The sequence below is a fragment of the Rummeliibacillus pycnus genome, assembly GCF_050459865.1.
GTDB lineage: Bacteria > Bacillota > Bacilli > Bacillales_A > Planococcaceae > Rummeliibacillus > Rummeliibacillus pycnus_B.
The window spans coordinates 54,788-68,651 of sequence record NZ_JBCMNM010000047.1 but is presented as its reverse complement, the minus strand read 5'-3'; the positions used below and the strand labels follow the sequence as shown (position 1 = coordinate 68,651).

The window sequence follows — 13,864 nt, the reverse complement described above, 5'->3', positions numbered from 1 at the left end:
ACGATGTTCCTTTCTAAAAAATCCAAAAAGCTGAAATCTTCGAAATTGGAGCGGAATCTGATTACCCTTTCAGATTCTAAATCAATCATAGCGGAGCAATTTCGGACCATACGAACAAATATTACATTTTCCGCATCTGATCAAGAGTTAAAAACATTACTAGTAACGTCTTCTATTCCAGGTGAAGGAAAGTCAACAAATGCTGCTAATATTGGTATTGTTTTTGCACAAGAGGGTAAAAAAGTTTTACTTGTAGATGCAGATATGCGGAGGCCAACATTACATCATACTTTTCATTTATTAAATACTGACGGCCTATCTAGTGTACTTATAAGGAAGCAACCTGTCCAAAAAGTAATACAAGAAACGGCAATAGTAGGGCTATATGTTATGACGAGTGGTCCTATCCCTCCTAATCCATCGGAATTACTATCATCAAAAACAATGGATACATTTTTAAAAGTTGTGGAGCAGGAGTTTGATCTTATTATTTTTGATTCACCACCATTATTACCAGTTACGGATGCACAAATTTTATCTAATAAATGTAATGGTACATTGTTGATAGTGGATATGAATACTTCAAAGAAAGCAGATGTTAAGAAAGCAAAGACAGCCCTTAATAATTCACAAGCGAAAATTATGGGTGTTGTATTAAATAACTGCGCACTACCTACTAATCATTATCATTACCAATATCAATAAGAGGTAATTTAAAGTGAATAGACTTGAAATAGTTACTGTCAAACGAGTCAGAAAAAATAATTGTTTGACAGTTTTTTATGTACTTGAATCATAAAAATCTTGTATAGCTGTCTTTGTTGATGTGGAATTAGCGAAAATTCTTTTTGTTCTACAGGAACAAGAAGAATTTTCTGCGACGAAGCTAGCGAAGCGATGCAGGAGCAAAGGGTTTTTATGCGACGAGTAACCGCAGGAGTAATCTTTACCTGCGGGAAAGCGAGACAGGTGAGACCCCGCATTGAAGCACGGTACGGGCTTCCGAGGAGGCTCAACGCTCGCCCGCGGAAAGCGAAGCTAATTCCACATCATGCAGAAAGCAGATTAATACGATTAATATTTGCATTTAAACACTAATCAGTACCCTAAACGTAGTGCTATTAAGTCAAAGTTTACTTTATAAGAAAGAATATATATATAAAATCTAGAAAACTTTTAAAATTTAATGCAAAATATTTGAATATTATAGATACATAGAACATTATAATAATTGGAAGCACTCTCGGATAATTGATTAATTGTAAATGTAAGTGAGTTCGAGGGAATGAGTTTTCAATAAATTTTAAGGAGAGATTCTACTATGATTTATGCAAATCCTAATACTGAAGGTGCAGTCGTAAACTTCAAAGAAAAATACGATAATTTTATCGGTGGCGAATGGGTACAACCAGTAAAAGGGCAATATTTTGAAAATAAATCACCAGTGAATGGTGAAGTTTTCACAATGGCGGCTCGTTCAACTGCTGAAGATATTGAAATGGCGCTAGATGCAGCACATGCAGCAAAAGATTCTTGGGGTAAAACTTCTCCTGCAGAACGTGCTATTATCCTAAATAAAATTGCAGACCGTCTAGAAGAAAATCTTGAAATGATTGCTGTTGCAGAATCATGGGATAATGGTAAAGCAGTACGTGAAACATTAAATGCAGATATTCCATTAGCAATTGACCACTTCCGTTATTTTGCTGGTGCAATTCGTGCTCAGGAAGGACGTACATCTCAAATAGACAATGATACAGTTGCTTATCACTTCCAAGAGCCACTAGGAGTTGTTGGACAAATCATTCCTTGGAACTTCCCAATCTTAATGGCAGTTTGGAAGCTTGCTCCTGCATTAGCAGCAGGGAACTGTGTTGTGTTGAAACCAGCAGAACAAACACCAGCATCTATCATGGTTGTTATCGAGTTAATCCAAGATTTACTTCCAGCAGGTGTTGTAAATGTCGTAAATGGTTTTGGGATCGAAGTAGGTAAACCACTTGCTACGAACCCACGTATTGCTAAAATTGCATTTACAGGTTCAACTGCTGTTGGTCGTCAAATCATGCAATATGCAACTGAAAATATCATTCCTGTAACACTTGAACTTGGTGGTAAATCACCAAATATATTCTTTGAAGATGTTCTAGATCAGGATGATGAATTTTTGGATAAAGCAATTGAAGGCTTAGTTATGTTTGCATTAAACTCTGGTGAAGTTTGTACATGTCCTTCTCGTGTATTAATCCAAGAATCTATTTATGATCAATTCATCGAACGTGCATTACAACGTGTTGAAGCAATTCAAATTGGTAATCCACTAGATACTGAAGTCATGATGGGTGCTCAAGCTTCTAACGAACAACACCAAAAGATCATTTCTTATCTAAAATTAGGCAAAGAAGAAGGCGCTGAATGCTTAATCGGTGGTGAAGAAAACAATATTGAAGGTCTTGAAGGTGGTTACTACATCAAGCCTACATTGTTCAAAGGACATAACAAAATGCGTATCTTCCAAGAAGAAATCTTTGGACCGGTTATTGGCGTTACTACATTCAAAGACTTTGATGAAGCGATCGAAATTGCAAATGATACTGTATATGGCTTAGGTGCTGGTGTATGGTCTCGTTCAGGTGATGTCGCTTATCGTGCAGGTCGTGCAATCCAAGCAGGTCGTGTTTGGACAAATACTTACCACCAATATCCAGCAGGTGCTGCGTTCGGTGGTTACAAACAATCTGGTATTGGTCGTGAAAATCACGCTATGATGCTTGAACACTATCAACAAACGAAAAACTTGTTGGTTAGTTATAACCGTAAACCACAAGGCTTCTTCTAAGTCGAAAGGGAGGTATGAACATGGTAGAACGTGTAGTTGCGACTGATGAGGCACTTGTTTTAATCGACCATATTAAAAGCATTCATGGACCTATCATGTTTTATCAATCGGGTGGATGCTGTGATGGCTCTGCACCTATGTGCTATCGTGAGGGTGACTTTATACTAGGGTCTGCAGATGTTTATCTCGGGACTATAGGTGATGTTCCTTTCTATATGCATAGAAGTCAATACGATTATTGGAAACACACCCAATTAATCATAGATGCGCTTGCTGGTAGAGGTGCCACCTTCTCGTTGGATAGTGTGGAAGAAAAACATTTCATTACAAATTCTCGAGTATTCACAGCTGAAGAATACGAAGAAGTAAAAAAGCTTCTTTAACTAAAAAACTCCAGTCAATAATGACTGGAGTTTTTTTCATTCTATTAAAAGTAGAAAATAGTTCTATTCAAATCTGTTGGGGGTTTCACAATATTTAGCAAAGAAAACAGAAGAGATTTTGCATAAGAATCGGGAATTTTTGATTAATTGAAACATGAAGTTATTGTTCCTGTTGAACAGGGTGAGAGTTCAGCCATTCTACACCAAAATCAACTAGAGGTTTCATAGGGATGGTGCGAGTACGAGCTTGACCTAATTTCCCATAATGAATAGAATTCCCAGATTGTGCTTCAAACTCTTTTCCGATAGCGGGGAAACGCTCGGAATTTACATCTAACATATCGTATGTAACCCACTGTCTTTTTCCATTTACAAGCATTGCTGCACCTTGTTTTGAATAATATTTTTGATCTGCTAGATATTCTGCAAGATGTAAAGCTGTACAGGAATCGTAATCAACGCCTATTAAAACTATTTTTACTGATGTTTGATACATTTTCCCTAGTGGTGATTCTAAACCAAAGGAACTTTCAATTGGATGGCTTTTCATCCAATCTTCAGCATTTTGACCCCAGGCCATAAAAGAATGGGCAGGGTGGGCACTTCGAATTGTTTTCGGATGTCTTATAAAACACTCTGCGATTTTTCCCATACCACGTAATGGTGTTAAATGTGGATCAAATGCAGGTAGTGCATCTCGAAGTGGTTGTTGCCAAGCTTCAGGTACTGGTGGTAAGGACCAATAAGAAGGCTCTGAGTTTGCGGTAGATTGTGCTGGCATCACAATCGTACCTTTTGGGGTAATAACTTGCATTAATGCTCCAACTACTGCTTGTTCAGCACCAGCTATCCAACCCATATGACTAAGTGAAGAATGGACGATAATTGAATCACCTTCTTGAATGTCAAGTAAATGGAGTTGCTGAACGAGTGTCTCTATAGATTGAAATTCATTTGTTCTTTGTATGACATCAAATTCTGTCATAATCATCACCTCACTATTCCTATTTATTATAACAAAAAATGTAATATTCAAATCATTCAAATCATTCTAATTGGTGAGCTACCAAACCGTACTTAGATTAATAATCGTGATAGTATTGATAAAAGAGGGCATACATTGTTGGAGGTGTTTTTGTTGAAAGAAACAAAATTATGGATTAATGGTGAATGGGTAGATACAAAAGAAAGTTATGAACTGACATCGCCATATAGTGGTGAAGTGATTGCCAAAGTAGCAAAAGCAACTAAAGAAGATGTTAAACGAGCTATTGATAGTGCATATGAAGCGTATAAAAAGTTTAAATCTTCCACAGCTTATGAAAGAGCTGAAATTTTATATCGCGTCGTAGAAATAATGCGTAGCCGTCGCAGGGAGTTTGCCGAAATTTTAGCACAAGAAGCGGCAAAGCCTATAACTGCAGGTTTGACAGAAATTGATCGTACGATTGCCACGTACCAGTTTGCTGCAGAAGCAGCAAAGCAAGTTAATGGAGAAACAGTCCCAATGGATGCTGCACCAGGAGGATCAGATCGAATTGGCTGGACAAAACGTGTACCTTTAGGAGTTATCTCAGCAATAACGCCATTTAACTTTCCATTTAATCTTGTGGCCCATAAATTGGGTCCAGCATTTGCAGTAGGGAATGCAGTTGTTTTAAAACCAGCTACACAAACACCATTAAGTAGTATTGTTATGGCAGAAGTTTTCAAAGAAGCAGGATTGCCAGATGGTATGCTTCAAATTGTGACAGGTAGTGGAAGTGAGCTAAGTGATTCCTTAGTAACTCATCCTCTAGTTAAAAAAGTGACATTTACCGGTAGTGGGAATGTCGGTTTGAAGATTAAAGAAAAAGTAGGTTTACGTAAAGTTACTTTAGAGCTTGGTTCTAACGCCGGATTAATTATAGAGCCTAGTGCACCAATTGATAAAATTGTCGATCGTTGTGTAGGAGGGGCATTCGGTTTTGCTGGACAAGTATGTATTTCTTTGCAACGCATTTTTGTACATCAATCTATCTACGATGAATTTACAAAAGCGTTCGTAGCAGCAACGGAAAAATTAGTTGTTGGTGACCCGATGGATGAAAAAACGGATGTGAGTGCAATGATCAATCCAAGTGAAGTGAAACGAATTACTGGATGGATTGACGAAGCCAGAAAGCAAGGAGCTACAGTTGCAACGGGTGGTACTTTTACAGAACGCACTTTGACACCAACCGTCATGACGAATGTCAAATCCGATATGAAAATCGTCTGTCAGGAAACATTTGCACCTATTGTGTCGATTGTTTCATATGAAACATTCGACAAAGCTATTGCTTTATTGAACAATTCCGACTTAGGATTGAATGCTGGTATCTTTACCAATAATTTAGAAGATGCTATGAGAGCGGCAGATGAACTTGAAGCTGGGGCTGTTATTATTAATGATGTACCAACATTCCGAATTGACAATATGCCATATGGTGGCGTTAAAAATAGTGGTTATGGTCGAGAAGGTATTAAATATGCAGTAAATGAAATGACAGAAATGAAATTTATCACAATCAAAACAAAACTGTAGTATAATTATTGTATATTAACATATAACAATTTTATATTGTGTATAATAGTTTAAAATTGTTGAATTGATACAGATTTAAGGTTAGCATAGATACAGAGATATTTTATAGGGAGTGTTAATATGCTTGAACCAATTCCGATGAGCCAATCTAAAACCATTCAAACAAGATTAGTATTACCACCGGATACAAATCATATGAATACAATATTTGGTGGTAAAGTTTTAGCTTATATTGACGAAATTGCTGCTATTACGTCGATGAAACATGCCAAAGTGCAAACTGTTACAGCTTCATTCGATTCTGTTGATTTTTATTCTCCTGTACATTCAGGGGAAGTTTTAGAACTTGAAGCAGTCGTAAGTTCTACAGGAAGAACATCTATGGAACTTTATATCGTGGTACAATCGCGAGATATTCATACGGGAGAAAAGAAATTAACGACTGAATCATTCGTAACGATGGTAGCTGTAGATGAAAATGGAAAACCTCAGGAAGTAGCGCCTGTTTTTCCTGAAACAAAAGAAGAAAAAAGATTATTCGAATCTGGTCCGCAACGTCGACAATTTCGTAAAGAAAAACGCGATATGCCTCATAAATTCTTTAATTTGGAGTAATCTCAGTTCATAGAATTCTTTTTTGTGGTATATACTCGAGGCATAATCCTTTTACTATGATGAGTAACCGCAAGTAATTCTTAATTTGCCTTAGGTTTTGACAATTTCTTATACAAAACTAAACGCCAGCTCTTTTTATAAGGAGTTGGCGTTTTTAATTATTGGGCTGTTTATTTTGATTGTTGAAATTAAAAAGGAAAAGGAATCATGTGCTTTCAGTGCAGAAACACTGGAGAAAAAATATCAATAGTATCCATAAAAGATTATTAATATGAAACTATTATTATCTAACTTCCGTAAATAAATTAGAGATTTTTTCTAAGGAGATGGGTAATCCGTGATTGAGGAACTTGATAATGAAATATCTTGTTTAAAATATGAAAAGCATAAAAGAGATCGCGTGCTAAGAAGACAAAAGGCTATTGAGGTACAATTGATTGATGAACAGCTTAGAAAGGATCGTCTTGAACGACAACTTCGTAAAGAAACAAAAGATGTTGAAGCTTTAGATCGTTTTTCTTTTTTTAATATCTTTCGCAAATTAACAGGTAAGCAAGATGAGATTCGCCAAAAGGAAATTGCTGAAATGGCTGCTGCAGAGGCAAAGTGGCGAGAGTCTGAAAAGATGATTACCACATTAGAACGGGATTTAGAGGAAACTAAAGATGAGGCGGCAAATCCAAAATGGGAAAATCTAGATGAGCGATTGGAACTTATAATTACTCAGAAAAAGATGTGGATTTTCGATAATAATTTACCGGAAAGTACCGAAATAAAATCTTTATATCAAAACCAAGATGAGTTACATATTTTGAAAAGGGAAATAGCCGAAGCGTTATCAGCAGGTGATGAGGCAAAAAGAGCCTTGAAGTTTACATTGAGAAAATTAGATAGTGCAGAAAACTATTCATCATGGGATACGATATTTGGAGGGGGATTTATTGCAACAGCATTGAAGCATAGTGAGATAGATGAAGCAGAAGATGCTATTCATAAGGCACAAAGAGCATTACTACGATTCCATACAGAGTTAGTAGATGTAAATGATATTAATTTAGAACCGCTAATAGTAGAAAGAGAAGGCTTCACTAAATTTGCAGATTACTTTTTTGAAGATATTTTCTCTGCATTAGCAATCCATTCTAGAATTCAATCTTCGCAAGAACATGTTGAAGAAATGATAAGCAAGGTTGAGGGGATTTTGAGTTTATTAGCAAAAAGGCAAAGTGAAGTCGAACACAAGGAAGAAGAAATATCGGATCAGTTATCAAAAGTTTTAGGTTAAAAAAGTGACTGATTGAGGTTGGTGTACAACATCTTAATCAGTCACTTCATTTATTCAAAAATGGAATTGAGATTATTGGGATTGGAATATTACTTTTTGATTTATTCTAAATCACTAGCAATATTGGTTAATTGATCAGCAGACGCAGAAACTTGTGTAGCACCTTCACTTAAATCATTTAATAGTTGAGAAATAGTTGTGATATCTTCCATTGTGTCTTCGTTAGTTTCTTTAATACTAGCAACTGCTTCTGCAATTTTATGGAATGAGTTAGATAGCTCATCTTGCATGCTAACGCCTTTTGTAATTTGCGTATCCACACTTTTAACGGAACCAGACATATTCTCTATGTTGTTTTCTGTATCTTGGATAAGCTGTGATACATTTTGTACTGCACTTTTTGTTTCTTCTGCAAGTTTGCGTACTTCATCAGCAACAACTGCGAAACCTTTGCCGTGTTCGCCAGCTCGAGCTGCTTCGATGGAAGCATTCAAAGCCAATAAATTTGTTTGATCTGCAATGTCAGTTACAAGATGTACGATTTCATTTATCTTATGAGAAGATACACGTAATTGGTTCATCGTTTCATCAAGTAATGTTACACTTTTTGACATTTCACTCATTAGCTTTGTTTGCGTATCAAGTAATTGTTTTCCGCCTTCCGATTTTTCTTGCGTAGCAGTGACAAATGAAAGGCCTTGTTGTGTTGACTGAGCAATTTCATCTGCTTGGCTTGCTAGTGACTGAATAGATGCTGTTGTTTCTTGGCTAATTGCACTTAATTCCTCTGCTGTACTTTGAACAGATATTACAACTTTATGTTTAAAATGCTCATTTTGTGTACGTTGGTCTTCTTGTTTGTTTTCATAGGCTTCAATGACAATTTGTTGTTCTAAGTTAATTAGTTTCGAAAAAGCATTTATAGCTAAAGCAGTTTCACATCCAGATAATCCAAGCTCTTGTATAAAATTAGAGAATGTTGTTGTTAAAGATTGGAAAGAATTGATATACCATTTGGATTTTAGTCCAATGTGCACATGAACATGTGCGATTCTTACTCTTTGTTGAACATATGCATCGTTAATTTGACAGTTGAAAATCTCATTAATATGACGTGTTAAAGTAACTTTCAATCGTTCAATTGCGGAATACTCATCTATAATTTGTAGTAGTTCAGGTGATTGGCTTATTACTCCATAAAATTTATCAACCATTTCTACTGTTAAATCCTTTGTAATCGGTTGCAATTGTTTGATAATCGCTAAGTCCTCTGTTGTCAATTGCAATAATTGAATTTGTTTTTGTAATTCGGGGTGCTTTGATAAATCTATTGTTACTTGACCGATATATTGGTCGATATTGAAATAATTTTCATTCTTTTTTGCACTGCGTTTACTAGACCAAAGAGCCACGTTAATTTCTCCATTCTATTATTAGACAATTATCTTTATTATTTCTATTCTATCATTTTTTAAAATAGATGAAAGAATAATGTGTAATTTTACCCTGAGCAATTTGATTTATTTAAAGTTTAACTATTGGGCATAAGTAAATTATTTTATATGTTTAAAGACCTATATAGATAAACGATTTATTCAGAAAAATGGTTATGAATTACTTCGTATTTCCAATAAGAATACAAATTGATAGGGTTTTTAAGTTACGTAAAGATGTGAGCATGCTACAATTAATAAATGTTATGAAGAAAAGGATGAATGGAAAATGGATAAACAGAGAGGTATGAAATTTGCCCTACCACTAGCAGTAGTTGTTGCAGTGTCTTCTATGATGTTGCTAAATTCTAATTATACTGCAGTACCAATAAATCATCGGATCATGATTGCAGTGGGTGCAACAGTTATAACATATATTTTGTCATTTATTTTGTTTGGCTTAAAAGATAAAGAAAAGTAGTTCGTCAAAACAAAGTTTCCTATAAAAAACGCATCTCGAATTGTTTATGAAGCTTAACAATTGGAGGTGCGTTTTTTAGGGTTTAAATAAGTTGAACCAACCTTTATATTTGAACCAAGCGAGCATTGAACCGGCAATGACTAACATGACAAATAGGATGATGAAATAGCCATAATGCCATTCAAGTTCCGGCATATTTTTAAAATTCATGCCATAAACACCGGCAATAAAAGTTAAAGGAATGAATATTGAGGAAATAATCGTCAAAATCATCATAATACCATTCATGCGGCTAGCGTTCATAGACATGTGACTATCTCGCATATCTGCGGTTAGTTCACGATTAGATTCAACCATTTCTGTTAACTTGACTAAATGGTCATGAATATCGCCGAAATATGCACGTTCCTGTTCATCTAGATGGAAGCGATAAGAATTTAAAATTCGATAAAGTAAATCACGCATCGGTAAAATAGTTCGTCGTATATGAAGTAAATCGCTTCTTAGGTCAAATACGTAGCGCATAGACTTCGTGCTATTTTGATAATTCAATTGGTCCTCAATTTCATTTAAATGGTCTTCGATATTGTAGACCATTGGAAAATAACTATCGACAATTTTATCTATTGCCTGATACATCACGAAAAGTGTTCCGCGTTCCCATGACTGTGGACGATTCATCATTCGTTTTCGGACAACGTCAAATTCTGGAACGGATGATTTATGGTAAGTAACAACGAAACTAGGTGATACGAACAAGTTTACTTCTTCAGCTTCAAACGTCTCCTCATTAATCTTATGTGCAACAAGGAAATGATAATCATCATAATAATCTAGTTTTGGACGTTGTAATCTCATTAAGCAATCTTCAATGGCTAATGGGTGGAAATGGAAGAATTGATCTAATAGAACATCTTCTGAAGAGCTAGGTTTTTCGAAATCTACCCAATACCATTCAAATTTTCCTTGTTTAATTTCTTCTAAAGGAAAGTCCATTAGAAGTTGTTGGTCAGTTGTCACTCCAAGTGTTCGAATCATAGATACTCCTCATTTCAACTGTTGTTACTCCTATCCTCTCACAAAAAGGGCAAGGTTACCATGAATTTTATACATGATTCATACTTACATGTTCATTTTTAAGTAATCTGCAACAATGAATAAAAGTGTTAACAATATTTATTAACATAGTTTTTATAAAAAAAGCCACTCTTAAGAGTAGCTTTTGCAATATCCTATTAATGATCGGCAAACCAATTTTCATAAGATTTACTTGTTGAAACTTTTTCTATATAGGAATCCCGTAAGTTAGAGTGCTCTATCGTATTACGGGATAATTTATGTTGGATTGTCTTAGTACAAGTTGTTGTTTGTTCATTGCAATCATGCATTAACGAGCTTTTTAATAAGCAGTATGGCATGCCGATGAAAATGAGTAAGCTGAGCAAAATTGTTCCTACTAACCAAAAAGCCTTTTTCATAGGAGAAAATCCCCCTTACTATGTGATATTAGAAATAACGCAAAAGTAAGATGAAATGTTCCAATGAAAAATAAAACGTTTCTCAAAAATAATTGGTACGGTATGAAACTATTCGCATGATGAAACGTAAATTAGCTATAACAAAATGGTTTTAAAAAATTGAAAGTGAGGTGATTAGATATGGAAGATAAGGGACTGAGAGTGATCTTACATGCAAGTGCATTTTTTGCTCCATGTTTAGTACCAATTCTCTTCTTTATTTTAATAAAAGATGAGGGGATTAAACGTTTATCCATTCAAGCGTTATTATTCCAATTTATTATGTGGTTATTAATAACTATTGGAGGGATTTTGAGCATTACAATTATTTTAGCTATTATAGGAATCCCGATGATGATTATATTTGGACTTATGGTGATTATTGTACCGATTATCGGCATTGTTAAAGTATTGCAAGATGAGGCATGGGAATATCCGATTGTCGGTAAATGGATATAATACGTTAATAACTGAGCATACTGCATTTAACAGTATGCTTTTTGTTTTCTTATGGTAATTAATTTAACAGAAAGAATGCAGAATATTTGCGTCATGATATGTAGCCATTTATAATATAGTCAAAGATAGTCAAAGTCAGTGATGCAAGTGAGGTGGAAGCTAAAAATGCGAAATATCTCTGACATTATTGAAGGGTATTTGAAAGAAGTTATTGAATTAGGTGGTAAAGGACATATTGAAATTAAACGTAGCGAGATTGCAGATAAATTTCAATGTGTACCTTCACAAATAAATTATGTAATTAATACGAGATTTACTGCTGAACGTGGATATTTAGTTGAAAGTAAACGTGGTGGAGGCGGTTATATTCGAATATTACGCATAAAAGCTAGTTCTGAAGCAGAGTTGATTGATGAAATTTTGCAACAGGTTGGCAATTCTATTTCACAAACGATGGCGCAAGACTATATTTTCCGATTAATTGATGAGGATGTAATTACTCGCAGGGAAGCGAAGATGATGATTGCGGCTCTTGACCGTTCAGTGCTGTGCATTAATTTGCCTGCGCGAGATGAATTACGCGCACGAATTTTGCATGCTATGTTATTAGCATTTAAGTATCATAAGCAAACGTAAAGAGGTGCAAGAGATGATTTGTGAAAATTGTAAACAGCGACCCGCCACTATCACAGTCACACAGATGAAAAATGGCAAAAAGGTCACCAGACATTTTTGTGATGTATGCAATAAACAACTAGATCACTTTCACTTGAACCTCGATTCAGATGAAAGTCCAAATGCAATGCAAAAATTATTTTCAAATTGGTTTGGAACACCGAGTTGGTCTGTGCAATCAGTTCCAATTAATAACAAGCAAACTATAGTACAAAATGAAAGTTGTCCGCAATGTGGTATGACATATAGAAAGTTTCTAGAAGAGGGTAAATTTAATTGCCCAACTTGTTACGAAACGTTCAAGGAGCAACTACCACAAGTGTTAAAGCGCCTGCATAATGGCGCAACAGAACATATAGGGAAAGTTCCAGGTTCTATAAATGAAAGTTATCAAACGAAACGACAAATTGAAGCATTACGGCAAGATATGAAAGTGGCTGTTGAAGAAGAGCGTTTTGAAGATGCAGCTAACATTCGTGACCAAGTTCGACTATTAGAACAAAAGCTACAAATGGGAGGTGAGGAAAGGGATGAACATTGATCACTTTCTAAAAAGTAAACCGCCTCTTTGGATGCGTGGTGATATTGATTACGGCGATATCATTATGAGTACACGTATTCGATTAGCAAGAAATTTAACGGATTTTCGTTTCCCTAGAGCCTTTTCAGATGAAGAGGCTTTACAGATAGATAAAATGGTTTCGAATGCCCTAATTGATGGAGATAAGAAGTTTGATATTCCATTCTCTTATTTCTCACTTCAAGATATGCCAGCATTGCAACGTCAAGTGTTAGTGGAGAAGCATTTAATTAGCCCTCAATTAGCAAATAAATCAAAATCTGGCTCAATCTTAGTATCAGAAGACGAAACAATTAGTATTATGGTAAATGAAGAGGATCATATCCGAATTCAATGCCTACAACCAGGCTTGCAGCTAGATAAAGCTTATCATTTGGCAGATGAAGTGGATCGCTTATTAGAAAGGAAATTACCGTATGCCTTTGATGATTCGTTTGGCTACTTAACAAGTTGTCCAACCAATACTGGTACCGGTCTTAGAGCATCTGTCATGATGCATTTGCCTGCTTTAACAGTAACCAATCAAATGGGATCGCTTATTAATACAATGGCACGATTAGGCATGGTTGTGCGAGGTATTTATGGTGAAGGGACTGAAGCTGTAGGTAATTATTATCAAATTTCAAATCAAATTACTCTAGGGAAACCAGAAGAAGATATCATTTTAGATTTACAAAGTGTAGCTGAACAAATTATCCAAAAGGAAATCAGTGCACGACGAGCATTATTAGAACACGCGTCCATAGCTGTTTCGGATCGCTTGAATCGCTCTTTAGGGGTTTTGCAATATGCCAGAATTTTATCAAGCGAAGAAGCGGCAAATTGTTTATCAAATGTCCGATTAGGGATAGATTTGGGCTTCATCTCGCCTATTCCAGATCGTATATTAAATGAATGTATGTTAATCATGCAACCCGGTTTTTTACAACAACATGCAGGTACAACGCTCCAACCAAATGAAAGAGATGTATACCGTGCATCAATAATTAGAGAACAACTGCAATTAAATAATACAGATTCAAATCAATAGT

15 protein-coding genes are annotated in these 13,864 nt (G+C 35.5%); 11 read left to right on the top strand and 4 right to left on the bottom strand.

The features are described from left to right. The first annotated feature begins 3 nt into the window (after positions 1-3). The 3 genes from ABE048_RS11635 to ABE048_RS11625 all read left to right on the top strand — a co-directional run bounded on the left by ABE048_RS11635 (position 4) and on the right by ABE048_RS11625 (position 3,222). On the top strand, positions 4-705 hold the full coding sequence (locus ABE048_RS11635; protein WP_430311439.1) for a CpsD/CapB family tyrosine-protein kinase: 702 nt from the start codon (positions 4-6) through the stop codon (positions 703-705). A gap of 616 nt (positions 706-1,321) precedes the next feature. Beyond that, the gene (gene exaC, locus ABE048_RS11630; RefSeq protein ID WP_430311438.1) at positions 1,322-2,839 is read left to right on the top strand and encodes an acetaldehyde dehydrogenase ExaC; all 1,518 of its coding nucleotides are present in this window, start codon (positions 1,322-1,324) and stop codon (positions 2,837-2,839) included. Between the two features lie 20 nt (positions 2,840-2,859). Next, entirely contained in the window at positions 2,860-3,222 is a 363-nt protein-coding gene (locus tag ABE048_RS11625) for a DUF779 domain-containing protein (protein WP_430311437.1), read from the top strand. Positions 3,223-3,382: 160 nt separating this feature from the next. Here ABE048_RS11625 and ABE048_RS11620 read toward each other — a convergent pair whose 3' ends face one another. After that, complete coding sequence (locus ABE048_RS11620; RefSeq protein WP_430311436.1) at positions 3,383-4,207, bottom strand: aminoglycoside N(3)-acetyltransferase; 825 nt, start codon at positions 4,205-4,207, stop codon at positions 3,383-3,385. A gap of 153 nt (positions 4,208-4,360) precedes the next feature. On the opposite strand from ABE048_RS11620, the gene ABE048_RS11615 reads away from it, so the two are divergent. The 3 genes from ABE048_RS11615 (at position 4,361) to ABE048_RS11605 (ending at position 7,688) form a co-directional block, all read left to right on the top strand. After that, positions 4,361-5,788 (top strand): aldehyde dehydrogenase family protein, encoded by a 1,428-nt coding sequence (locus tag ABE048_RS11615; protein ID WP_430311435.1) that lies wholly within the window; start codon positions 4,361-4,363, stop codon positions 5,786-5,788. A 120-nt stretch (positions 5,789-5,908) separates the two neighbouring features. Next, positions 5,909-6,403 (top strand): acyl-CoA thioesterase, encoded by a 495-nt coding sequence (locus ABE048_RS11610; protein ID WP_430311434.1) that lies wholly within the window; start codon positions 5,909-5,911, stop codon positions 6,401-6,403. Positions 6,404-6,740: 337 nt separating this feature from the next. Continuing rightward, on the top strand, positions 6,741-7,688 hold the full coding sequence (locus ABE048_RS11605) for a hypothetical protein (protein WP_430311433.1): 948 nt from the start codon (positions 6,741-6,743) through the stop codon (positions 7,686-7,688). Positions 7,689-7,789: 101 nt separating this feature from the next. Here the strand turns inward: ABE048_RS11605 and ABE048_RS11600 are convergent, their stop codons facing one another. Next, positions 7,790-9,100: a protoglobin domain-containing protein gene (locus ABE048_RS11600; RefSeq protein ID WP_430311432.1), complete on the bottom strand. Its 1,311-nt coding sequence runs from the start codon at positions 9,098-9,100 to the stop codon at positions 7,790-7,792. A gap of 310 nt (positions 9,101-9,410) precedes the next feature. On the opposite strand from ABE048_RS11600, the gene ABE048_RS11595 reads away from it, so the two are divergent. After that, a complete protein-coding gene (locus tag ABE048_RS11595; protein ID WP_430311431.1) occupies positions 9,411-9,602 on the top strand; it encodes a hypothetical protein in 192 nt (63 codons plus the stop codon). Between the two features lie 75 nt (positions 9,603-9,677). Here the strand turns inward: ABE048_RS11595 and corA are convergent, their stop codons facing one another. Further along, positions 9,678-10,640, bottom strand: coding sequence for a magnesium/cobalt transporter CorA (gene corA, locus ABE048_RS11590; RefSeq protein WP_430311430.1), 963 nt, complete (start codon positions 10,638-10,640; stop codon positions 9,678-9,680). Positions 10,641-10,837: 197 nt separating this feature from the next. Continuing rightward, the gene (locus ABE048_RS11585) at positions 10,838-11,080 is read right to left on the bottom strand and encodes a hypothetical protein (protein WP_430311429.1); all 243 of its coding nucleotides are present in this window, start codon (positions 11,078-11,080) and stop codon (positions 10,838-10,840) included. Positions 11,081-11,260: 180 nt separating this feature from the next. Between ABE048_RS11585 and ABE048_RS11580 the strand changes: the two genes are divergently transcribed. The 4 genes from ABE048_RS11580 to ABE048_RS11565 all read left to right on the top strand — a co-directional run bounded on the left by ABE048_RS11580 (position 11,261) and on the right by ABE048_RS11565 (position 13,863). Then, a complete protein-coding gene (locus ABE048_RS11580; RefSeq protein ID WP_430311428.1) occupies positions 11,261-11,578 on the top strand; it encodes a DUF4870 domain-containing protein in 318 nt (105 codons plus the stop codon). A gap of 165 nt (positions 11,579-11,743) precedes the next feature. Next, complete coding sequence (locus ABE048_RS11575; protein ID WP_430311427.1) at positions 11,744-12,214, top strand: CtsR family transcriptional regulator; 471 nt, start codon at positions 11,744-11,746, stop codon at positions 12,212-12,214. A gap of 166 nt (positions 12,215-12,380) precedes the next feature. Next, on the top strand, positions 12,381-12,794 hold the full coding sequence (locus ABE048_RS11570) for a UvrB/UvrC motif-containing protein (RefSeq protein ID WP_430311426.1): 414 nt from the start codon (positions 12,381-12,383) through the stop codon (positions 12,792-12,794). After that, complete coding sequence (locus tag ABE048_RS11565) at positions 12,784-13,863, top strand: protein arginine kinase (protein WP_430311425.1); 1,080 nt, start codon at positions 12,784-12,786, stop codon at positions 13,861-13,863. The genes ABE048_RS11570 and ABE048_RS11565 overlap by 11 nt, the downstream gene beginning before the upstream one ends. Position 13,864 lies beyond the last annotated feature (1 nt).